Origin of the sequence: Actinoallomurus sp. NPDC050550, assembly GCF_040655075.1 — a bacterium.
Classification (GTDB): domain Bacteria; phylum Actinomycetota; class Actinomycetes; order Streptosporangiales; family Streptosporangiaceae; genus Actinoallomurus.
Window position 1 is genome coordinate 159,450 of record NZ_JBFAJC010000008.1, and the last position, 22,550, is coordinate 181,999.

The window sequence follows — 22,550 nt, forward strand, 5'->3', positions numbered from 1 at the left end:
CCCCCGCTGGTGGCGGCCGCCGCCCCGGACGGGGGCGGCGGCCGGGCTCGCTACTTCAGCGAGAAGGTGCTGACCCGAAGGTCGCCGTGGAACACCAGGTAGACGTCGTGGCGGCCCGTCGCGCCGTGCAGTGCGGCGGTCGTGGTCGCGTACTTATAGACGTCTCCGGTGCTGGACACCGTCGCGGTGCCGGCGAGCGGACCGGTGGGCGAGTCGAGACGGACCTCGATCGAGCCGTCGCCGGTGCTCGCCTTGGCGGCCGAGGCGGTGAAGGTCGCCGCGCCCGAGCCGAGCGACGCGCGGGCGAACTTGATCCAGTCGCCGTCGGCCGCGCCGACCGCGTCCCCGCGCACCTTCGTCTCGTCGACGAGGCGCACGCCCTTGTAGTCGTCGAAGTCGACGGCACGGGTCTGGACGGCGAGATTCCGCGCGGGAATGGTCTCGCCCTGGACGCGCACGCTGGACCGCTGCCGGATGTCGGCCGAGGACGAGCCGACGAGCACGTCGTACGTGCTCGTCTCCACGACGTTCTTGTCCCGGGTGACGTCCCAGTGTGCCAGGTCGGACGCGTTGAACGTCAGCCGTGCCGTCGTGGTCTGCCCGGGGGCCAGGTGCACCCGCTGGAACGCGCGCAGCTGCTTGACCGGCTGCTTGTCGCGCGAGGTCCGCTGGTGGGTGTAGAGCTGGACGACCTCGTCACCGGCGCGCTTGCCGGTGTTGGTGACCTGGACGGTCGCGGTGACCTGCCCGCCCGCCCTGCTCACGTGGAGCCCGCTGTAGCGGAAGTTCGTGTACGACAGGCCGTAGCCGAACGGGTAGAGCGTCTGGCCCTTGTAGTACAGGTAGGTGCGGTCCGACTTGATGATGTCGTAGTCGAGGATGTCGGGCAGACCGTTCTCCGAGCGGTACCACGTCTGGGTGAGCCGCCCGGCCGGGTTGCTGTCGCCGAAGAGGGTGTCGGCGAGGGCGTGACCGGTCTCCGCGCCGGCGTGCGTCGTCCACAGGATCGCCGGGACGTTCTCCTGCTCCCAGTTGAGCGTGGTCGGGTAGCTGTTCTCCACGACCAGGACCGTGTTCGGGTTGGCCGCCCGCACCGCCTTGATCAGGTTCTCCTGGCTCTCGGCGAGGGCCATCGTCGTACGGTCGTGCGCCTCCCGGCCGTTGATGAACGGCATGCTGCCGACCACCACGACCGCCGCGTCCGCGCCCTTGACGGCCTTGACCGCCTCGTCCGCGCCGCTGCTGATCGTGTCCTTGCTGAAGTGGGAGGCCTCGTCCTTCGTGGCCAGCACGAGCGTGCCGTCGTCGGACGCCTTGAGGTACTTCTTGTCGCCGAACCACGACTCGTCGGCCTCGTAGCCGGAGTAGCGGAGCAGATAGCCGCCGTCGTCCTGCTTCTCAAGCGAGAACATCTGCTGGACGAACCAGCCGTTCGGCTGGTCCTGGTCGTTGACCATGGTGTCGCCCCAGTTGTACCGGCCGGCGTACTTGCCGTTGGCGACGCTGCGCAGGGTGAGCTTGCCCTGGCCCCAGTCGAACGCGTCGAACTGGGTCGTGGTGTCGGCGCTGGTGGCGCTCTCCTTCAGCGCGGCCCCAGACGCCCCGGTCCCGGCGGTGATGTACTTGCCGGTCTTGGTGTCCTTGAGCGCGATCCGGTCGGCCGCCTCGCTGTCGGTGACGGTGCCGCCCGCGCCGAGGCGCTGCTTGATCCCGTCGAGCGGGGTGACCTTGTACGGCAGGGAGCCGGAGTACCAGTCGGTGTAGAGGGTCTTCTCCAGCGGGCCGACCACCGCGACCTTCTTGGTCTTCGCGGCGTCCAGCGGCAGGGCGTTCCCGGAGTTCTTCAGCAGCACGGCGGCTTGGTCGGCGGTCTGCCGGGCCAGCGCCTGGTTGGCGGGGCTGTTGATGACCGACTTGCCGATCTTGGCGTACGGGCCGCCGTCGGGGTCGAAGTCGCCGAGCCGGACGCGCAGGCTCAGGATGTGCGACACGGCGGTGTCCAGGTCGGACTGCTTGAGCAGGCCCTGCGACAGCGCGGACTTGACCGCGGCGGTGGTCGGGCCGGCGTTGGTGTCGTCGACCGTGAAGCTGTCCAGGCCGGCCTTGATGAGCGCGGCGTCGGCCTCCGGCTGGGTGGCGTAGTACTTCTCGCTGCCGGTCAGGTTGTTCGGCGCGCCGGCGTCGGTGACGTTGAGCAGGTCACGTTTGGTCCATTTGCGGACTACGTCGTTCAGGTCGGGGTTGACGGTGTTGGGCCGCCCGTTGACCAGGTTGTACGACGCCATCACGCCCGTCGCCGCGTCCGCGGAGATGGCGGGGGAGAAGGCCTTCTCGTCGTACTCGTTCTTCACCCGGGGGCGCAGGTCCGACGAGGTGGTGTCGCGGTTCACCTCGTTGTTGTTGGCGAGGTAGTGCTTGAGGACGGGCGCGGCCTTGAGGTGGTCCTTGTCGGGTCCCTCGATGCCGGAGCCGTACGCCGTGGAGATCGCACCGGTGAGGTACGGGTCCTCGGAGTAGCCCTCCTCGTTGCGGCCCCAGCGCGGGTCGCGCAGCAGGTTGACGACCGGCGCCCAGAGCTGGAGCCCCCACACGTCGGGGTTGACGGAGTTGAAGCCCCGCGCCTCGTCGCCGACGGCGGAGCCGACCTTCTTGATGAGCGCCGGGTTCCATGTCGATGCCAGGCCGATGGCCTGCGGGAACACCGTGCCGTTCGCGGTGACGACGGCGCCGTTGTTGTGGATGTCGGTGGACCACGCGACGCCGTGCAGCCCCTCGGTGCCGGTCTTGAACGGCTTGATCCCGAGCCGGGGGATGGCTGGCTCGTACTGGTGCAGGAGAGAGATCTTCTCGTCGACGGTCAGCCGTTTGAGCAGGTCGTCGACGCGGGTCTTGAGAGGCAGGCGGGGGTTCTGGAAGGGATAGGTCTCTTTGGCATGGGCCGGACCGGTCAGCCCGAGCGAGGCCACCATGGCCACGCCGAGCATCACGGATATCCGGGGTCGGAATCTCACTAGCTACGACCTCCTGTTAGTCGAAGCGCTTCGACAATGGTGCCCCCGAAGAACAGTGGTGGCCTTACGGCCGTGGACCCTCAGGCGAGTCCGCGATGACGTCGCGGAACCAGTGCGCGCTGTCCTTCCAGGTGCGCTTCTGGGTCGCGTAGTCGACGTGCACGATGCCGAACCGCTTCGAATAGCCGTACGCCCACTCGAAGTTGTCCAGCAGCGACCAGACGAAGTAGCCGCGTACGTCCGCTCCGGCCTCGCGCGCCCGCCCGACCGCCGCGAAGTGGTCGCGCAGGTAGTCGATCCGGCGCTGGTCTCGCACCCGGCCGTCCGCGTCGACGTGGTCGTCGAAGGCCGCGCCGTTCTCGGTGATCATCAGCGGGACGCCGGGGTGGTCGCGGTGCACTCGAAGCAGCAGCTCGGTCAGGCCGGTCGCGTCGATCGGCCAGCCCATCTCGGTGTACGGGCCCGGCTGCCGCACGAAGTCGATGTCGTCGCAGCCCACCCACGGCGACGCCGTGCCGTCGCCGTGCCCGTCCGCGGTGTCCCGGGAGGACACGCCGTCCCAGCGCCGGACGAGCGTGGGCGAGTAGTAGTTCACTCCGAGCACCTCGAGCGGCGCCTTGGAGGTCGCCTCGTCGCCGTCCTTGACGAACGACCAGTCGGTGAGCTCCCGCGTGTCGTCGAGGAGGTCTGCGGGGTAGGCGCCGTCCAGCATCGGGCCGAGGAAGACGCGGTTGGCGACCGCGTCGACCTGACGGACGGCGTCGTCGTCCTCGCCCCGGACGTGGTGCAGGTTGAGGGTGACCGACACGTGGCCGGGCAGGACCCGCGCGGCGAGGCCGTGCGCGAGGTTGAGGTGGTGCGCGGCGGTCAGCGCCGCGACCGGGTCGGTCCGGCCGGGCGCGTGCACGCCCGAGCCGTAGCCGAGGAACGCCGAGCACCACGGCTCGTTCAGGGTCGTCCACAGGTGGACGCGGTCGCCGAGCGCCGCGCCGATCCGCTCGGCGTACTCGGCGAACCGGTAGGCGGTGTCGCGGGCGGTCCACCCGCCGGCGTCCTCCAGCTCCTGGGGGAGGTCCCAGTGGTAGAGGGTGGCGACCGGCTTGATGCCGCGCTCGATCAGCGCGTCGACGAGCCGGGAGTAGAAGTCGATCCCGCGCTGGTCGTGGATCCGCGGCCAGGCGATGGAGAAGCGGTACGCCCCCAGGCCCAGCTCCCGCATGATCTCGACGTCCTCCGGCCACCGGTGGTAGTGGTCGGCGGCCACGTCGCCGGTGTCGCCGTTCAGCACCCGGCCCGGCGTGTGGCTGTAGGTGTCCCAGATCGACGGCACCCGGCCGTCCTCACGCGCCGCGCCCTCGATCTGGTACGAGGCCGTCGCCGCGCCCCACAAAAACTCACTCATGAGATCCCCCCGATGGTGACGGTGTCGCCGGTGGCCTCGACGAGGAGGCCCTGGTCGTGCTCGGCGACCGTACCGCCCTGGACGTCGCCGGACCGGACGCCGACGAGCAGCACCCGCCAGTTCGTCGCGCCCTGGGCGGTGACCGTGACCGTGTCGCCGTCCCGCGCCGTGGAGAAGGTCGCCGCGACCTCGCCGGAGGTGTCCGGGACCTCGGTGGTGACCCGCGCGCCGTCCGGCAGCGCGTACGCGTGCAAGGTGACGCCGTCGGTGTAGTCGTAGTCGGGGCGGTCCTCGACCGCGCCCACCGGGACGACCGAGCCGGGCCGGGCCAGCAGCGGGACGCTCAGGAAGTCGTGGCGCTCCCGCACCCAGCGCCCGCCGGTCACCGGCTCGCCGGTGAGGACGTGCGTCCAGGTGCCCTCGGGCACGTAGTAGGCGGTCTCGCCGTCGGCCGAGAACACCGGCGCGACCAGCAGGTCCCCGCCGAGCATGTACTGCCGGTCGAGGTGGCTCACGGCCGGGTCGTCGGGGAACTCCACGACCATCGGGCGCATCATCGGGACGCCCTCGCCGTACGTCTCCCGCGCCGCGCCCAGGATGTACGGCATGAGCCGCGCCTTCAGCTTGGTGAAGACGCGCAGGACGTCGACGGCCTCCTCGTCGAACAGCCACGGCACCCGGTACGAGTGGCTGCCGTGCAGCCGGCTGTGCGAGGACAGCAGGCCGAACGCGATCCACCGCTTGAACAGCGCCGGGTCGGGTGTGCCCTCGAACCCGCCGATGTCGTGGCTCCAGTAGCCGAACCCGGACATGCTCAGTGACAGCCCGCCGCGCAGGTCCTCGGCCATCGCCTCGAACGTCGACTCGCAGTCGCCGCCCCAGTGCACCGGGAACGCCTGCGACCCGGCCGTCGCCGAGCGGGCGAACACCACGGCCTCGCCCTCGCCCCGCCGCTTGCGCAGCAGCTCGAAGACGGTCTCGTTGTAGAGGTACGTGTAGTAGTTGTGCATCCGCTCGGGGTCGGAGCCGTCGAAGTAGACGACGTCCGTGGGGATGCGCTCGCCGAAGTCGGTCTTGAAGCAGTCGACGCCCATGTCGAGCAGCGCGCCGAGCTTCGCGGCGTACCACTCGCGGGCCTCGGGGTTGGTGAAGTCGACCAGGCCCATGCCGGGCTGCCACTTGTCCCACTGCCACACGTCGCCGTTCGGCTTCTTCACGAGGAAGCCGCGCGCCCTGCCCTCCTCGAACAGCTTGGAGCGCTGCGCGATGTACGGGTTGATCCAGACGCAGATCTTCAGGCCGCGCGCCTTGAGCCGCCGCAGCATGCCCTCCGGGTCGGGGAACGTCCGCGGGTCCCACTCGAAGTCGCACCAGTGGAACTCGCGCATCCAGAAGCAGTCGAAGTGGAACACCGACAGCGGCAGGTCGCGCTCGGCCATGCCGTCGATGAAGCTGGAGACCGTCTCCTCGTCGTACGACGTGGTGAACGACGTGGACAGCCACAGCCCGTACGACCAGGCCGGGACCCGGGCCGGGCGGCCGGTCAGCGCGGTGTACTTGCGCAGGATGTCCTTCGGCGTCGGGCCGTAGATGACGAAGTAGCGCAGCGACTGGCCCGCGACGCTGAACTGCGTGCGCGTCACGACCTCCGACGCCACCTCGTACGACACGTGGCCGGGGTGGTCGACGAAGATGCCGTAGCCCGCGTCGGTCAGGAAGAACGGGACGTTCTTGTAGGACTGCTCGCTGGCGGTGCCGCCGTCGGCGTTCCAGACGTCGACGGTCTGGCCGTTCTTCACCAGCGGGCCGAAGCGCTCGCCCAGCCCGTACACGTGGTGGCCGACGCCGAGGTCGAGCTGCTCGCGGATGTAGTGGCGGCCGTCGCCGGTCTCCATGATGGCGGTGGTCTTCTCGCTGCCGCCGGTGAGGACCCGGCCGCCGGCGGAGAAGTCGACGCGCCAGGGCCCGGTGCGGGCGACCCGTACGGACAGCGCGCCGGAGGTCAGGACGGCGGCCTCGTCGCCGACCGCGACGTCGACGCCGGCCTGCTCCTCGGTCAGCCGGAACCTCGGCTCGCGCGGCACCTCGCCGTCGAAGTGGGTGACGGTCACCCCGATGACGTCCGGCATGGGGGAGGTGTAGGTCAGCGTGAGCTGCGGTCCCTTGAGCAGGTCGCCCCGGTGCCGGATGTGCTGGGTCGGCGCGTAGACGCTGAGCGAGTCGGGCGCGGCCTGTACGTCGAGGACTTCGATCGGGTACGAGGCCTGCACGCCGTCCTGCAGCATCCAGTAGCCATCGGTGAACTTCAAAGAGGGGTCCTTCTCTTACTTGACGGCACCGACGGTGATGCCGCGGGTGAGAGTGCGCTGGAAGATCAGGAAGAAGACGACCGCCGGGATGATGCCGAGCAGGGCCGACGAACTGGTCATGGTCGCGTCCATGAGCTTCTGGCCCTGGAGCACGCCGAGCGCGACCGGCACCGTCTGGTTCTCGTTGGAGATCAAGAAGATCATCGGCAGGAAGAACTCGTTCCACGTCCAGATGAAGAAGAAGACGAACAGCACGCCGAGCGTCGGCCGGCTGATCGGCACGACGACGCGCCACAGGATGCGGAACCGGCCCGCGCCGTCCATCCGCGCCGCCTCGAGGATCTCCCGCGGGAACGTCGACAGCACCGACGACAGCAGGTAGGTGCCGAACGCGGTCTGGATCGCGGTGAAGATGATGATGACGCTCAGCCGCGTGTCGTACAGGCCGACCTTCTTCGACAGGAAGTACAGCGGGTAGACCAGCACCTCCTGCGGCATCGTGTTGGCCAGCAGGAACAGCACGAGGATCCACACCCGGCCCTTGATCCGGCCGATGCCGAGGGCGTAGGAGTTCAGCACCGACAGGATCACCGCGAGCACGGCGACCGAGCCGCTGATGATCAGGCTGTTGACGAGCTTGGAGCCGAAGTCGACGCGCTCCCAGAAGTCCTTGATGCCCTGCAGGTAGAAGCCCTTCGGCACGCTGAGCGGGCCGTGGCTGGAGTACTCGGCCGGGCTCTTGAACGCGTTGAACGTGATGATGACGAACGGCAGCAGCATCACGACCGCGAGCACGGCGAGCGACACGAGCACCGCCCAGGCGCCCGGCGTCCTGCGGTGCGCGGCGGGTCGCGCCCTTCGCGCCGCGGTGATGGAGGTCATGAGGCCTCCTTCGTCGGCATCGTGACCATGGTGCTCTGCTTGCTGGCTCCCTCGCTCCGCTCGGTCACGTGTCCGCCTCCTCTGCCTTGTTCTGGCGGCTGATCAGGACCGCCATGACCACGACGATGATGAGCGTCAGCACGGTCGCGATCGCGGCGCCGTAGCCGACCTGGGTCTTCTCGAAGAAGTTCTGGTACGAGTAGTAGGCGGGCACGTTCGTCGCCCCGCCGGGGCCGCCCTTCGTCAGGATGAAGACCTTGTCGAAGCTCTTGATGGCGGCGACCGTGCAGGTCAGCAGCACCACGTAGATCTCCGGGCGGATCTGCGGGATCGTGATGTACCAGAACTTCCGCCACCACGACGCGCCGTCGATGTCGGCGGCCTCGTACAGCGAGGGGTCGACCCGCTGCAGGCCCGCCATGAAGACGACGAGCGGGAAGCCGATCTGCACCCAGACCAGCACGCCCATCACCGTGTAGAGCGCCAGCTTCGGGTCGCCCAGCCAGTCCTCCTGCAGCGACTTCAGGCCGATCGCCTTGAGGACCGAGTTGAGCGCGCCGTTGTCGGGGGCGAGGATCCAGGCCCACACGATGCCGGCCACCGCGAACGGCAGCACCTGCGGCAGGTAGATGCAGGCCCGCAGGATCGCGGTCGTGCGCGGGCCGAACCGCTTGGCGATGACGTCGAACAGCACGGACGCCAGGACCAGCCCGATCATCAACGGGATGATCGCCATGGCGATGACCAGCGCGACGTTGTGCGCGAACGAGGACCAGAAGGCCCCGTCGGACATCAGCTTGGTGTAGTTGTCCAGCCCGACCCACTGCGGCGAGCCGATGCCGTCCCACTTGGTCAGGCTGAAGCCTATGTTCATCACGAACGGCACCAGGATGACGCCGATGAACAGGACCGTGCTGGGGATCAGGTAGACGGAGTAGGGCAGGCCGCGGCGCGGCCGCCGGGTGGGCTTGTGCACGGCCTTCGCGGGCGGCGCGCTCAGGGTTTGAGTCATCGTGGTTCTCCGGTACGGGAGGCGGGCGGCCTGGCCGGCCCGCCTCCCGCGGTCGGCGGTGTCGCTAGTGGCCGATGTTCGAGAGGTTCTCGTTGTACGGCTTGGCGAAGCCGTCCAGGACCGAGCTCGGCGACGCGGTGCCGGTGATCAGCTTCTGGGTCCCGGCCACGAGCACGTCGTAGTAGCCCGGCGCCGGCCAGTCCGGGTAGAAGCCCAGGCCGTCGCTGTTGGCGAGGGTCTGGTAGTTCTGGATCAGCTTCTTGTTCTTCGGGTCCGTGACGCCGGAGGGGTCGCCCGCGACCGGCACGCCGCCGTTGTTGGCCAGCGTGTTCTGGATCTCCTTCTTCATCGTGATGTTGATGAAGTCATAGGCGAGGTCCTTGTTCTTCGACCCCTTCGGGACGACCCAGAGGTTGCCGCTCGACCCGAGCGTCATCTTGCTGCCCGGCCAGAGGAACGTGTCCCACTGGAAGTTCTTGATCTCCTTCTCGAAGCGGCCGTACCACCAGCTGCCGGAGAAGAACATCGGGAACTTGCCGGCCATGAACGCGGTGCCCGCGTCCTCGGCCTTGGTACCCGAGGAGTTCTTGGCGATGTAGCCCTTCTTCACCCAGTCGGCGAAGGTGTTCGCGGCGTACGTCCACGCCGGGTCGTGGAAGTCGGTCTTGCCGGTGTAGCGCTCGAACCGGTCGACCCACGGCCGGTCCGCCTTGCTGAGCGCGAGCTGGTAGAGGTACTGCTGCGCCGGGTACTCCGCGCCCGCGTTGGACAGCGGGGTGACGCCCTTGCTCGTGAAGGTGTCCATCGCCTTGGTGAACTCGTCGAATGTCGTCGGCACCTTCACGCCGTACTTATCGAACAGCGCCTTGTTGTAGTACACCTGCAGGTACTCGGCGTAGTTCGGGACGCCGTACCACTTGTCGCCGCCCATGACGCCCTTGGCGTCGTACTTCGCGGTCTCGGCGACGTTCGCGGGGAGCATCTTGTCCCAGCCGCGCTTGGTCACCTCGGAGCTGATGTCGGTGAGCAGCCCCTGCTTGGACAGCAGGCCGGCGGTCGCGTTGCCCTTGTTGTACTCCAGGATGTCCGGGGCGTCCTTGGAGTTCAGCACCATCGGGGCGGTCTTCTGGATCTGCTCGAAGCCCTTCTCCTCGAACTTCACCTTGACGCCCGGGTGGGTCTGCTCGAACTCCTTGATCGCCTGGTTCCACGCCACCCCCATGGCGCTGTCCTGGGTCTCGTAGTGCCACAGCTTCAGCTCTTTCGAGGAAGAGCCGCCGCCGCCTCCACCACCGCACGCGGACAGGGCCAGCAGACCCGCGGTCACGGCCGCGAGCGCCTTTGTCGCCTTGAACATCGGGATTCCTCCAGGGGGTGTGCGAAACGTCGAAGCGCTTCAATGACGCCGAGGCGTTCGGATTCAGATATCGGTCACGTTTCAGGCCGCCGGAGTGCTGGACCGGGCGACGAGGCGGGAGGGGAGCAGGGTGGCGCCAGGTGCCTGGTCGCCGTTCAGCTTGTCCATGAGCACGGCGACCGCCTGCCGGCCGAGCTCCTCGGCGGGGATGGAGATCGAGGTGAGGTCGAGCCGCTCCGCGAGGTCGTCGGGAGCGATGGCGATCACGGACAGGTCGTCGGGGATGCGGCGCCCGCTCGCGCGGAACGCGGTGAGGAGCGGTTCGACGGCCGGCTCGTTGTGGACCGCGATGCCGGTCAGGCCCGGATGGTCACGGAGAAGGTCGGCGGCGGTCTCCCGGGCGTGCTCCGGGTCGCAGGGCCGGACGACCGCGTGGACGCCGCGTTCGGCGGCGGCCCGCTGAAAGCCCGCCTTCGTACGCTCGGCGAAGCCGGTGCCGCGTTCGTACACCGCGGGCGGCGCGCCGATCAGCGCGATCTCGCGGTGCCCGAGGTCGACGAGGTGCTCGGCGCAGGCCGCGCCCGCCGCCTCGAAGTCCCAGTCGATGCAGGTCAGCCCCGACGGGTCCGCGGGGAAGCCGATGAGCACCGACGGCCGGTCCAGCGAGCGCAGCACCGGCAGCCGTACGTCGTGCATCTCGACGTCCATCACGAGGATCGCGTCGACCAGGGACGATCCGGCCACCCGCTCGAGACCGCCGACGCCTTCGTCCTGGGTCAGCAGGAGGACGTCGTGGTCGTACGTGCGGGCGGTGGTCACGGCCGCGATCACCATCTGCATGACGATCGGGACGTGGATGCCCGAGCGCAGCGGGACGACGAGGGCGATGACGTTGGAGCGGTTGCTCGCCAGCGCGCGGGCGCCGGCGTGCGGGCGGTAGCCCAGGGCCCGGATGCTGTCCATGACCCGGCGGCGGGTCTGGTCGGAGATCGACCGTTTGCCGCTGAGAACATAGGACACCGTGCTGGGGGAGACGCCGGCGTGGCGGGCCACGTCAGAGATCTTTACCAAGGTCCGCTCCTGTCGAAGCGCTTCGATTCCCGGAATGTTAAGCCCGTCACCAATGGGACGCAATGGGGTGTTACGAGAAAGAAACCGGAGTTTGGGAGCGCTCCCACTGGCGCAAGGGTTCGACGATCTTGTCGAACCCCGAGCAGCACGGCGTTCCCGCGCTCTAGGCGGTCGACCGAGGTCTCCGCAGGAACGCAAGGTCGATGCTGATGGTCCGGCGCGGGCCGGTCGGTGAAGCGGCCGTGCAGGTTCAGGACCGGACGGCCTGACGCGTAGGCGCCCGGGACGCAACGCGTCCCGGGCTCCCAGGCGGGTCAGCGCCAGCTGTCGTTGATCGTGGCGGTGCCATCGGACCCGGTGGTGTACGACCGGTTGGGATCGGACTCCCAGGTGACCGAACCATCGGGATTCTTCTTGATGTACTTGTACTGGAAGCCGGTGTTCGCCAGCACGGACACGGCGGCGGACCAGGTCGGGTAGCCCGCGGACGACAGCGCGACGGCGCTGCCCGGAGCCCAGTCGCCCAGCGCGGGGATCGAGCCGACAACGTAGACGTTCTGGCCCCAGGAGGTCGTCGCGTACTCGTTGAACGTCACCTGGACGACGCCGGTGGTGCCGCCGGTGCCGGTAGCCGCGACGTCGATCGCCACGGCACCGCCCGGGCTCACGGAGAAGGTCGCGTTGCCGGAGCCGTCGACCGTGACGGCCGTGCCGGTGCACTTCCCCGAGGACACGCCGCCGCCGATGACGTCGCAGTACGTCCCGGCGGGCAGGCCGGACGCGAACGTGCGGCTCAGTGTGCCACCGGAGTTGTTGATCGCGACGTAGCCCTTCGCGCCGCGGCCGAAGGCGATCTGGTTCGAGCCGTCGGACCACCAGTTCGTGACGGATGTGCCCTTCACGGCGTTGTGCCAGCCGACCATGCCGCCGAGCGCGCGGTCGAGGCAGCCCTGCCAGCCGCTCGCGCAGTTCGTGTCCGTGACGTACCCGTTGGAGTCCGCGGGCGGGGAGTCGTCGGTGCCGCTGAAGTCGAAGCCGGAGTAGACCTGCGGGGTGCCGAAGCTCCAGGCCAGCGAGAAGATCGTGGCCAGCCGGTACTTGGTGCCGTCCTTGTAGGACAGCGTGCTGCCGTTCCGCTCGGTGTCGTGGTTGGCGACGAAGACGACCGACTTGTCGCTCGGCTCCATGCCCCACGACTGCCCGAAGCTCTGCAGGTTGGCGATGCTGCCGTTGAACTGCTCCTTGAGCTTCTGGCCGTAGACGAACTCCAGCAGGTCCCCGGTGCCCTCGAAGGCGCTGGGCGCGAGGCTGCCGCCGCTGCCGGGCATGACCTCCTGGTAGATGTACGCGGACCGGGTCAGTTTCCCTTCGATGGCCGCCAGGTCGGTCGCGCCGATGTGCTTGGCGGCGTCCACCCGGAAACCGTCCACGCCGAGGGACAGCAGGTCATTGAGGTAGCCGGCGATCTTCCCGCGCACGTAGTCGGACTCGGTGCGCAGGTCCGACAGGCTGCTCAGCTCGCACTTGGTGACCTCGGTGTAGTCGTTCCAGTTGTGGATCTGGTCGTCGGACTCCGGGCAGTCCGACGGGTAGTTGTGGAAGTCGGCCGAGGAGTAGATGCCCGGGTAGTCGTACTTTGAGAAGCTCTTGCCGCCGTAGCTCGTACTGCCCTGACCGGTCATGTGGTTGATGACCGCGTCCGCGTACACCTTGACGCCCGCGGTGTGGCAGGCCGACACCATGGCGGCGAACTGCGACCGGGTGCCCATGCGGCTGTTCACGTCGTAGTCGGCGGGCTGGTAGACCTCCCACCACGGGTGGCCGCTACGGGTGAGGGAGTCCTCCGGCGGGGCGACCTGGACGGCGCCGTAGCCCTTGGGGCCCAGCACGTTCGTGCACTCGGAGGCGACGGAGTTCCAGTTCCATTCGAAGAGGTTGGCGATGACGTCGTGGTCGCCCGTGGGCGACGCTGTGGCGGGCGCGGCGCCGGCCACGGGCGTGATCGTGGCCGCCAGCGCGACGGCCAGCGCGGGCAGCAGGCGTTTCAGCAGGCGTTTCGGCATGCGGGGCCTCCTGGGGTGAGGAGAGTGGGGCGGGGTCCCCCGAGGGTCTGGCGGCCGCTGTGTTTCCGCTGTGTTGCCGCGACGGTAACGCGTGCATCGGTTGACGGCAAGACTTTGCTGCAAGCTTGCGAAAGAGTGCGGCAACGGATCCACGCCGGTCCGTTCCGCCCGGCGGTACATTCGTGCATGTGAGCATGCGCCTGGCGGACATCGCCGCCCAAGCCGGAGTGAGCGAGGCGACCGTGAGCCGGGTGCTCAACGGCAGGCAGGGCGTCGCACCGGCCACGCGGAAGGCGGTCCTCGACGCGCTCGACGTCCTCGGGTACGACCGCCCCGTCCGCCTACGGCCGCCGCGCAGCGGGCTGATCGGCCTGATCGTCGCCGAGCTGGACAACCCCATCTTTCCGGCTTTCGCGCAGGTCATCGAGAACACCCTGGCAGTACACGGCTACACCGCGGTGCTCGGCGCCCTGGCGCCCGGCGGCATCAACGAGGACGACTACACCGACCTCCTGCTCGAACGCGGAGTCTCCGGGATCGTCTTCGTCTCCGGGCTGCACGCCGACTCGCAGGCCGACCACGGCCGCTACAAGCGCCTCACCGATCGCGGGCTCCCGATCGTGCTGATCAACGGCTACGCCGAGGGGGTCGACGCCACGTTCGTCTCCAGCGACGAGGCCGGCTCCATGGAGCTGGCCGTGGCACACCTGGCGCACCTGGGGCACCGGCGCATCGGGCTCGCCGTAGGCCAGGAGCGTTTCGTGCCGGTCATCCGGAAGACCGAGGGCTACCGCAGGGGGATGGCCGAGCGCCTCGGGATCGCCGATGTGGACGACTGGATCGTCAACACCATCTTCACGGTCGAAGGCGGGGAGGCGGCGGCGAAGCGACTGCTCGACCAGGGGTGCACCGCGATCTGCTGTGGCAGCGACATGATGGCGATCGGCGCGATCAGGGCGGCCCGGCAGCGAGGCCTGCGGGTTCCCGCGGACGTGTCCGTCATCGGCTTCGACGACTCGCCGCTGATGGCGTACGTCGATCCGCCCCTGACCACGGTCCGCCAGCCGGTTCGCGACATGGCCCTGGTCGCCGTTCGCAGCCTTCTGGACGAGATCCAGGGCGTCGGGGCCCCGCACACCGAGCTGTTCTTCCGGCCCGAGCTGGTGGTCCGCAGCTCCACGGGCCCGCTCCGCCAGTGATTGCAGCAATTCCCTGCAAAGTACTCAGTCCAAACCCCGCTCCAGCGCGTACCGCACCAGCTGTGCCTTGTTGTGCAGCTGCAGCTTGGTCAGGGTGTTCTGCACGTGGTTCTGGACCGTCCGGTGCGACAGCACGAGCCGCTCGGCGATCTCGCGGTAGGTCAGGCCCTTGGCGACCAACCGCAGCACCTCGATCTCCCGGTTCGTGAGCCGGGGAGTCTCCCGCTCCGGCGCGCCGACCAGGCGGCGGTACTCGCCCAGCACCAGGCCCGCCAACCCGGGCGTGAACACGGCCTCCCCGGCAGCGGCCGAGCGCACCGCCGCGATCACCTCGTCGAGGGAGGCCGACTTGGTCAGGTAGCCGGTCGCGCCCGCCGTCACGGCGTCGAGGACGTCCTGGCGTTCCCCGCTCGCCGACAGCACGAGCACGCGGATCGCCCCGTCGGCGGCCAGCAGCCGGCGGGTCACCTCCGCCCCGGGAAGGTCCGGCAGGTGCAGGTCGAGCAGCACGACCCGCGGCCGCGTCGCCTTCGCCACCCGCAGCGCCTGGGCACCGTCGCCGGCGGTGCCCACGACGGTGAGGCCGGCCGCCCCCAGCTTCTCCGCGATGCCGTCCCGCCAGATCGGATGGTCGTCGACGACCAGAACGTGCAGCGAGGCATCGGAGTCCATGGGTTCCCCCTCGTTCCTCGGAGCGTCGGCGCCTACGGGTTCACTCTTGGATGTAGTCGCCGTATCGCAGATCTTCAAGGAGCGTGTAGTGCGTCGGCTCCCAGCGAAGCAGTGTTCGGGTCAGGTCGCTGAGGACAGGTGCGTCGGCGGCGAGGATGGTCGCCAGGAAGGTGCTCCCGAAGTGCTCGCTCGCGTGCTCGAAGTGCTCGACCGCATCGTCGAACGTCAGCGAGACCGAAGGAACGCCCAGCTGGTCGCCGATCTGGTCGGCGATGCTCTTCAGCGTCACCCCACCTTCCGCAGCACCGTGTAGCGCCGTGCCGGCGGCAGCGTTCTCGAGTGCCAGCCGGTAAAGGCTCGCCGCATCGAAGCGGTGAACTGCGGGCCAGCGGGTTTCGCCATCGCCGATGTATGCCGAGACGCCATAACCTCCAGATACTCTCCTGACCGACGCATTCGGGGATCTCAACCTGCTTGTGCAAGGAGGCGCCGTGGGGGAATCGCCGTCGTCTCATCGACCCGGGGCCCTCGACTCCGTCGTAAGCGAGCTCAACGCACGCCATGTACACGGCGAGCGAAACGGACCGTCCTGAGCGCTTCCCCGCCTCCTCTCAGCCGGTGACCTGGATGACACGGCCCTGCTGCGCGTCAGCGTCCGTGGTGTTCCATCTCGTTCCGCAGGGTCCGGGGAACCCGGAGCTCGACCTCGGTCCCGCGGCCGGGGACCGACGTCACGGTCGCCTTTCCGCCGAGTTCCCGGATCCGCCCGACGATCGACTGCGCGACGCCGAGACGCCCCGCCTCGGCCGCCCGGGCCAGGCGGCCGTCCTCGAACCCCACGCCGTCGTCCCGGACGCTCACCGCGACCACCTCGCCCTCGTCGTCGAGCAGCACCCAGGCCCGCGCGTCGGGGCCGGCGTGACGGCGGACGTTGTCGAGCGCCTCGCCGGTCGCGGCGGCCAGGGCTCGCGCCGGCGCGTCCGGGAGAAGGACCGCGTGTGCGGGGCAGGACACCGTGACCCGGTCACCGGCCAGGGGCTCCAGCAGCGTCCGCACGTCGACCTGGCCGTCCGGCGGTGGCGTCGGCGAGGCGGCGACCAGCGACCGCAGCGCCACCTCCTGCTCCCCGGCCAGCCGGCCGAGCTCGGCCGCCTCCCCGCCGAGCTCCCGCCCGCGCACGCTGACCAGCGCGAGCACCTGCAGGACCGAGTCGTGGATGTCCCGCGCGATGCGCTGCCGCTCGGCCGTGGCCGCCTCCTGCCGGGCCGCGCGATCGAGGGCGGCCTCCGCACGCAGCACGAGCCGTACGACGTGGCCGCCGACCGTGCCGGCGATGAGCAGTAGCACGATGCCGTTGAACGTGTTGTGCGGCAACGCCTGGCGTTCGAGCAGGTCGGCCACGGAGAGGACGGCGGCTCCGGCGCACCCCGCCCACGGGCCGCCCGCGACCGCGCAGGCCAGCACGGACGCCGCCGCCCACGACACCGGCAGCGTCGCGGCCCCATGGTCGATGCGGGCGGCCGTGTCGACCAGGCGCGTGGCGAGGATCAGCGCGGCCGCGACGGCCACGTCCGCGCCGACCAGCCAGGGCCGCCGCGCCGCCGGGCGCGCGTACGCGACCGTGGCGAGCACGGACCACGCCGCCATCACGGCGAGCGCGAGCAGACCGCCCAGGGGATGGGCGTACCGCTCGTGATCCCGCACGATGAGGACCGCGGCGTAGCCGAGGGTGACGAGCCGGAAGACGCCCACCGCCCGCCACATCTGCTCGACCACGAAAGCGACATTACGGGTTTCCCGGGCATGCATGGCGGCCGTTCCGGGGCGCGGGACTTCAGAGGCGTGAAGCCTTTCAGGGCTGGATCGCGTTGGGGATCTCACTCCCCAGGCGGCTCAGCGCCTGCATGGCCTCGCGCTCTATGCGGGAAAGATCGCAAAGGATGGTGCCTGCCTGTACGAGGCACTGCGCATCGCCCGATCCGCCGGCTTTTGTGATCAGTGCGGCGACTTCCGTCCATAGCGCTGCAGCCTCGGCGTACAGCCCGTGGCCGGTGCGCAGGTGGCTGCTGTCGAGCAGTTGGGCGCATTCGGCGAGGAAGTCGCGGTAGAGGTTACGGAACAGCGCGCCGCCGGTGCCGGCCTTCTCCATCAACAGGGCGGCCTGCGGCAGGTCCCGCTGCGGGGTGTCGGTGCGCTGGAGCCATGTGCGTACCAGCTTGCCGGCCTTCTCGATGCCCCGGTGGCCGAGGTTGGCGATGGGCGGGTTGAGGAAGGCGTCGGCGCAGGCGGTGATGGCGGGAATGATCTGGCCCTGTGGGGAGGGCGGGTTCCTCGGAGCGGTGAGGGTGAAGGACCGGTGCTTGGCGGTCATCGGGCCGCGCGCGGCCCTGGCCTGGGCGAGGCTGGTCAGGCTGGTGGACACCGTTCCGCCTTGCTGGTCGGTGTCCACCAGGTAGGCGTCGTGGTCGTCGTAGCCGTACAGGGCGACGACATGACCGCCGAAGTGCACCTTCGAGCGGAAGTAGTCCAGGTAGTAGCTGTCGAGCTGCAGTCCGACAGGGTGGCCGGCGTCGATGGGGGCCGTCACGTTCTCCCATGCTCTGCGGGGGGAGGTGGTCTCCTGGACTACGAGCTCCAGATTGATGCCGGTGGCCAGGTTCCTGGTGAGTTCGAAAGGCCTGACCCGTCCCCCGAGGAAGGGGAAACCCATGTTCTTGCCGTCCCAGTAGATGAAGGACAGGCCGGAGCCGAGGCCGAAGAGCATGGGCTCGGACAGATCGAGTCCCTGGTGCCGCAGCAGGACCCCCAGAGCCGTCGTCTCGCAGTGCCGCATACCGCGGGCATCAATGTCCATCACGGTGGTCATGCCATGCTCTCCTGGACGGGGATGATCAGCCGGGTCATCAGTTCTTCTCGTGGTGCCTCCGCCGGCCCGACGAGATAGGCCTCACGTACGGGCGCTCGAGGGCGCAGCCCGCGCTCGTGGATGGCGGCGAAGAGCGCGTTGTAGGCCAAGAGCAGCTGGGAGTAGGGACCGATGTGCATGGTCTCGGCAACGGGTCCGCCGGGCAGCGCCTCGAACCGCAGGCCAGGCGTCCCTGCCCCGTGCGGCGTCTGCACTCCGACGGCGATCTCCATCCGCTCTTCCAGATCCAGCGGGTACAGCGCCCACAGCGGCGGCTCCCATGCGATTCCGGCCCTGCCGAGCACGGGCAGCAGCCGGCCTACGCACTCCTCGACCTTCGCTCCGATCTCCGCAGGGGTGCAGACCGCTCGCACCACGGCAAGCCGTCGCTCCGGCTCTCTGCCCATCGTCACCTCATAGCCGGGCAGGCCGCCCTCCGCCAGCCGCTCCAGCATCTCCAGCCGTGCCTGGTCCCCACTGATCCGCTCGGCCAGCCGGTCCCGCTCAGCGCGCAGGATCTGCGCCCTGGACTCAGGCTCGGCGGCCAGCGCCTGGGCTATCACAGCCAGGGGAAGGTCCATCTCGCGGAGCAGGGCGATGGTCAGGGCATCACGCGTCTGTTCAGGGGCGTAATAGCGGTAGCCGGAGCCGGCGTCCACGCGCACCGGAGCCAACAGCCCCATCTCGTCGTAGTGCCGTAGCTGCTTGACGCTGAGCCGGCACAGGCGGGCGAAGGGTCCGATGGTGAGAAGTTCGTCTCGCACGCCATCATCGTGGACTCTCCCACGGTGGGAGAGTCCAACACCGTGCCCATTGGCCCCTTCCGCGCAGGTCCGAACGCGCGACGGCCGGAGGCGGTTGCCCGCCTCCGGCCGTCGGATGTCCCGCGACTAACACTTGGAGACCTGCTGGATCTTCTTCACCTTGGGGATCCAGACGTGGTTGACGAACTTGGTGTGGCCACCCTTGCCGGCGGCCACGGGGAAGCACCGGGCGTTCATGTGCCCGACCGTGATCTTGATTCGGCGGGTGCCACCACAGCTCTGGCCCTTCACCTTCGTCCGGTGGTGGTAGTACACGGTGACCGAGAGCTGGGAGTCCCGGTACGAGTAGCTGAAGCACCCCGCCATGCCGCGGTGCGTCTTGCCGGGCACCCAACTGGCGGGATGGGCGGTCGCCGCGCCGGCGGGGGCGGCCAGCGCCGTGGCCGCCACGGCGATGGTGCCGACCATGACGGCGGCCTTCGTACGAATCCGCATCTGTGCTCCTCACAACAGGTGGTCGCGTCGATACGGTCTTGTACTCTGCCGAGCTTCCATACCGTGAGATAGAGGCCAGGGGCTCAAGCCGAAATAGGACTCCGGTCCCCCGTCGGTCGCGGCACTGCTCCAATGCGAAGCGAAGCGGCTTAGGCTCGTTCCGTGAATCATCCTCCGGCGGAGCCGATGCGGTACCGGCTCGACGCGACGCTGTACGGGATCCGGGCGTCGACGGACCACTCGTTCCGGTCGCCGACCCGCGAGGACATCCCGCCGCTCGGCACCCTGATGTGGGACGCCTACCGGGGGACGCCGGACGAGCGGGACGTCGGGGACGGCGTCCCGTCGGCCACCGAGGAGGTCCGGCTCACCTTCGACGGGGAGTACGGGCCATTCATTCCGGAGGCGTCGCTCGTCGCCGAGGAGAGCGGCCGTCTCGTCGCGGCCGCCCTGGTGACGGTCTGGCGCGGGGTCCCCCTGCTGGCGTTCGTCTTCACGGCTTCGTCCCACACCGGCCGGGGGCTGGCCAGGCGGCTGATCCAGGCGGTGATGGGGGTGCTTTCGGAGCAGGGGTACGACCGGCTCTCCCTCGCGGTGACCGGCCAGAACACCCGCGCCCGTGCGCTGTACGAGTCGATGGGCTTCGTGGAGGTTCCCGTCGGCAGCGGGTGAGACGTCCTCGCCGCCGCGTGACAGGATCGCCGGTGGGAGGTGCATCTCAATGAAGGTCGGACTACAGATTCCTGACTTCACCTGGCCCGGCGGACCGTCGAGTCTCGGTGCGGACCTGGCCCGCGTCGCGCGCACCGCGGATGACGTGGGATTCAACCGGATCGCGGTGATGGACCACTTCTTCCAGATCGGCATGGTCGGGCCGCCCGAGAACGACATGCTCGAGGCGTACACCACGCTCGGCTTCCTGGCCGCGCACACGTCCCGCGCGCGGCTGCTCACCCTCGTCACCGGGGCGGTCTACCGGCCGCCGGGGCTGCTCGCCAAGACCGTGACGACGCTCGACGCGCTGTCCGGTGGGCGGGCCGAGCTGGGCATCGGCGCGGCCTGGAACGAGGAGGAGGCCCGCGGCCTAGGCCTGCCCTTCCCGCCGGTGGCCGAGCGCTTCGAGCGGCTGGAGGAGACGCTGCAGATCTGCCTGCGGATGTGGGGCGACGGCGACGAGGCGTACGAGGGGCGGCACTACCGCCTCGGACGCACGCTCAACTCGCCGCAGGCGCTGTCGCGACCGCACCCGCCGATCATGGTCGGCGGGTCGGGCGAGCGGAAGACGCTGCGATTCGTGGCCCGGTACGCACAGGCGTGCAACCTGTTCCCCGGTCCCGAGGTGGCCCACAAGCTCGATGTTCTCCGCGAGCACTGCGCGGCGGAGGGCCGCGACTACGACGAGATCGAGAAGACCGTCATCTTCCGCTTCGACCCCGGCGAGAAGGGCGAGAAGTCGGGCGAGATCGTCGACACGCTGGGGAAGCTGGCCGAGCTCGGCATCGACGCGGTCATCGGCGGTGTCAAGGACGTCTGGCGCGTCACACCGCTCGAGGTGATCGGCGCCGACGTCATCCCGGCCGTGGCGGACCTGTAGCGCGCACCGAGATGGCTCCGGTGCGCCGCCGGTCGACGGCGGCGCACCGTGCGCCGTTGTCGGTGGTCAGCCTCGTACCCGGTACACCGCGCCGGTGAACGGCAGCGCGCCGCCCGTCTCACGCTCGTCGGGCGGCGCGAGCCCGGCGGCCGCGGCCCACGCGTCGACCAGGCTCGCCGGCCAGGATGTCCGCTCACCGGGGAGTACCACGACGAGGCCGTCCGGGGCGAGGGCCCGGCCGAGTTCGCGAACGGTGTGGCGGGGGAACGGGAAGGATCTTGGATCGAGGCGGCAGACGAGCGCGTGCAGGGTCCCGTCGGGGAACGGCAGGTCGACGTCGATCCCGCCGACGGACGGCGTGGGGACGTCGCCGCCGGCCCGGTGCGCCGCCCGCCGCAGTGCGCGGGCGTCACGCCGGTGGGGGACGCGCACCTCGACCGGCACCCCGTCGGCGATCAGCCGGGCGGCCAGGTCGTGGAGGCCTGAGCCGACGAGCCGTACCGGCGCGGTGCGCCGCGTGACCGCCTTGGTGAGGAGTGTGCTGAGAGTCGCGTCATCGAGCCCGGAACAGCCGTACGCGGCGGCTGCGGGCGTGCTCATCGTCGTGCCGTTCGGCCGGTGCCCGCGACGCGTGTCGCGGTGAGGCGGAGGTGGGCCACCGGAGTCCTCCCACGTTTTATCTGTATTCTGCAAGTATCGTAACGCAGGCGTCTATGCAGGCATGATGCGGGACATGGACGACATCGATGTGGCGATCGTGGGGCTCGGACTGGCGGGATCCGCCGCGGCGTGGGCGCTGAGCCGCCGCGGACGGAGCGTCGCCGCCTTCGAGGCGTACGGCCCGGGCCACCGGCGCGGCAGCTCGCACGGCCACGCCCGGATCTTCCGCCGCGCCTACCTCGACCCGCTCTACGTCGAGCTCACCGGCCGGGCGGGGCGGCTGTGGGAGGAGCTCGAAGAGCAGGCCGGCGAGCGGCTCCTGACCCGGACCGGCGGCGTCGACCACGGCCCCGGCCGCGAGCCCGAGCGCATGGCGGCCCTGCTCCGGGAGCACGGCGTCGCCGCCGAGCTGCTCGACCCGGCCGAGGCGGCCCGCCGCTGGCCCGGCATCCGCTTCGAGGGACCCGTGGTCTTCGACCCGGAGGGCGGCGTACTCGACCCGGAGGCGGCGATGGCCGCTCTAGTCCGCCTGGCCGTCGACGCCGGGGCGCACGTCGCGTACGACACTCCGGTCCGCGCCCTGCGGCCGGATTCGGACGGCGTGACCCTCACCACCGACACCGGCACCTGGCGCGCCCGTACGGTCGTGGTCGCGGCAGGAGGCTGGACCGGCCCGCTGCTCGACGGTCTGGTCCCGCTCCCGCCGCTGACCGTGACCCAGCAGCAGGTCTTCTTCTTCGACCGCGAGGACCCCGGCCCCTGGCCCACGGTCGTGCACGGTGAGACGTCCCTCGACCTCTACGCGCTGCCGGAGGGGCCGTACTTCAAGGTCGGCGAGCACGTCAACGGCGCGGTGACGACGGCGGACGACAGGGACTTCACCGTCGACCCGGCCGCCCGGGAGCGAGCAGTCGCGTACGCGCGCGAGTGGCTCCCCGGCCTCGATCCGGTCCCGCGCTCGGAGCTGACCTGCCTCTACACCTCGACGCCGAACGAGGACTTCGTCCTCGACCGCCGCGGCCCGTTCGTGGTCGCCTCCGCCTGTTCCGGACACGGCGCGAAGTTCACACCGCTGCTCGGCGAACTCGTCGCCGACCTGGTGGACGGCCATAAGCCGATCGACAGGTTCGCCCTACGCTGATGGCACCTGGCTG

Annotated in this window: 19 protein-coding genes; 4 read left to right on the top strand and 15 right to left on the bottom strand. The window is 69.6% G+C overall.

What is annotated here, in order from left to right; translation table 11 throughout:
* Positions 1–50: 50 nt before the first annotated feature.
* The 8 genes from AB0I04_RS14060 to AB0I04_RS14095 all read right to left on the bottom strand — a co-directional run bounded on the left by AB0I04_RS14060 (position 51) and on the right by AB0I04_RS14095 (position 13,107).
* On the bottom strand, positions 51–3,011 hold the full coding sequence (locus AB0I04_RS14060) for a glycoside hydrolase family 3 C-terminal domain-containing protein (protein WP_360883550.1): 2,961 nt from the start codon (positions 3,009–3,011) through the stop codon (positions 51–53).
* A 64-nt stretch (positions 3,012–3,075) separates the two neighbouring features.
* A complete protein-coding gene (locus AB0I04_RS14065; RefSeq protein WP_360883553.1) occupies positions 3,076–4,413 on the bottom strand; it encodes a GH1 family beta-glucosidase in 1,338 nt (445 codons plus the stop codon).
* The gene (yicI, locus tag AB0I04_RS14070; RefSeq protein ID WP_360883556.1) at positions 4,410–6,722 is read right to left on the bottom strand and encodes an alpha-xylosidase; all 2,313 of its coding nucleotides are present in this window, start codon (positions 6,720–6,722) and stop codon (positions 4,410–4,412) included. Before yicI ends, AB0I04_RS14065 begins: the two co-directional genes overlap by 4 nt.
* Before the next feature lie 15 nt (positions 6,723–6,737).
* Positions 6,738–7,604, bottom strand: a complete 867-nt coding sequence (locus AB0I04_RS14075; protein WP_360883559.1) for a carbohydrate ABC transporter permease — start codon at positions 7,602–7,604, stop codon at positions 6,738–6,740.
* A gap of 64 nt (positions 7,605–7,668) precedes the next feature.
* Positions 7,669–8,616: a sugar ABC transporter permease gene (locus AB0I04_RS14080; RefSeq protein WP_360883561.1), complete on the bottom strand. Its 948-nt coding sequence runs from the start codon at positions 8,614–8,616 to the stop codon at positions 7,669–7,671.
* A 64-nt stretch (positions 8,617–8,680) separates the two neighbouring features.
* Positions 8,681–9,973, bottom strand: a complete 1,293-nt coding sequence (locus AB0I04_RS14085) for an extracellular solute-binding protein (RefSeq protein ID WP_360883564.1) — start codon at positions 9,971–9,973, stop codon at positions 8,681–8,683.
* 81 nt (positions 9,974–10,054) lie between these two features.
* The gene (locus AB0I04_RS14090) at positions 10,055–11,044 is read right to left on the bottom strand and encodes a LacI family DNA-binding transcriptional regulator (protein WP_360883566.1); all 990 of its coding nucleotides are present in this window, start codon (positions 11,042–11,044) and stop codon (positions 10,055–10,057) included.
* 314 nt (positions 11,045–11,358) lie between these two features.
* Positions 11,359–13,107: a carbohydrate-binding module family 20 domain-containing protein gene (locus tag AB0I04_RS14095; RefSeq protein ID WP_360883569.1), complete on the bottom strand. Its 1,749-nt coding sequence runs from the start codon at positions 13,105–13,107 to the stop codon at positions 11,359–11,361.
* 194 nt (positions 13,108–13,301) lie between these two features.
* On the opposite strand from AB0I04_RS14095, the gene AB0I04_RS14100 reads away from it, so the two are divergent.
* Positions 13,302–14,306 (top strand): LacI family DNA-binding transcriptional regulator, encoded by a 1,005-nt coding sequence (locus AB0I04_RS14100; protein ID WP_360883887.1) that lies wholly within the window; start codon positions 13,302–13,304, stop codon positions 14,304–14,306.
* Between the two features lie 24 nt (positions 14,307–14,330).
* Here the strand turns inward: AB0I04_RS14100 and AB0I04_RS14105 are convergent, their stop codons facing one another.
* The 6 genes from AB0I04_RS14105 to AB0I04_RS14130 form a co-directional block, all read right to left on the bottom strand.
* Entirely contained in the window at positions 14,331–14,978 is a 648-nt protein-coding gene (locus AB0I04_RS14105) for a response regulator transcription factor (RefSeq protein WP_360883572.1), read from the bottom strand.
* A 40-nt stretch (positions 14,979–15,018) separates the two neighbouring features.
* Positions 15,019–15,267, bottom strand: coding sequence for a hypothetical protein (locus AB0I04_RS14110; protein ID WP_360883574.1), 249 nt, complete (start codon positions 15,265–15,267; stop codon positions 15,019–15,021).
* A gap of 359 nt (positions 15,268–15,626) precedes the next feature.
* The gene (locus AB0I04_RS14115) at positions 15,627–16,754 is read right to left on the bottom strand and encodes a DUF5931 domain-containing protein (RefSeq protein ID WP_360883577.1); all 1,128 of its coding nucleotides are present in this window, start codon (positions 16,752–16,754) and stop codon (positions 15,627–15,629) included.
* A gap of 76 nt (positions 16,755–16,830) precedes the next feature.
* On the bottom strand, positions 16,831–17,844 hold the full coding sequence (locus tag AB0I04_RS14120; RefSeq protein ID WP_360883580.1) for a BtrH N-terminal domain-containing protein: 1,014 nt from the start codon (positions 17,842–17,844) through the stop codon (positions 16,831–16,833).
* Positions 17,841–18,647: a MerR family transcriptional regulator gene (locus AB0I04_RS14125; protein ID WP_360883583.1), complete on the bottom strand. Its 807-nt coding sequence runs from the start codon at positions 18,645–18,647 to the stop codon at positions 17,841–17,843. Before AB0I04_RS14125 ends, AB0I04_RS14120 begins: the two co-directional genes overlap by 4 nt.
* Before the next feature lie 126 nt (positions 18,648–18,773).
* On the bottom strand, positions 18,774–19,142 hold the full coding sequence (locus AB0I04_RS14130; protein WP_360883586.1) for a hypothetical protein: 369 nt from the start codon (positions 19,140–19,142) through the stop codon (positions 18,774–18,776).
* A 162-nt stretch (positions 19,143–19,304) separates the two neighbouring features.
* Between AB0I04_RS14130 and AB0I04_RS14135 the strand changes: the two genes are divergently transcribed.
* Entirely contained in the window at positions 19,305–19,814 is a 510-nt protein-coding gene (locus AB0I04_RS14135; RefSeq protein WP_360883589.1) for a GNAT family N-acetyltransferase, read from the top strand.
* A gap of 49 nt (positions 19,815–19,863) precedes the next feature.
* Positions 19,864–20,736 (top strand): LLM class F420-dependent oxidoreductase, encoded by an 873-nt coding sequence (locus AB0I04_RS14140; protein WP_360883592.1) that lies wholly within the window; start codon positions 19,864–19,866, stop codon positions 20,734–20,736.
* A 66-nt stretch (positions 20,737–20,802) separates the two neighbouring features.
* Here AB0I04_RS14140 and AB0I04_RS14145 read toward each other — a convergent pair whose 3' ends face one another.
* On the bottom strand, positions 20,803–21,336 hold the full coding sequence (locus tag AB0I04_RS14145) for a hypothetical protein (RefSeq protein ID WP_360883595.1): 534 nt from the start codon (positions 21,334–21,336) through the stop codon (positions 20,803–20,805).
* 133 nt (positions 21,337–21,469) lie between these two features.
* Between AB0I04_RS14145 and solA the strand changes: the two genes are divergently transcribed.
* Complete coding sequence (solA, locus tag AB0I04_RS14150; protein WP_360883598.1) at positions 21,470–22,537, top strand: N-methyl-L-tryptophan oxidase; 1,068 nt, start codon at positions 21,470–21,472, stop codon at positions 22,535–22,537.
* The last annotated feature ends 13 nt before the right edge of the window (positions 22,538–22,550 follow it).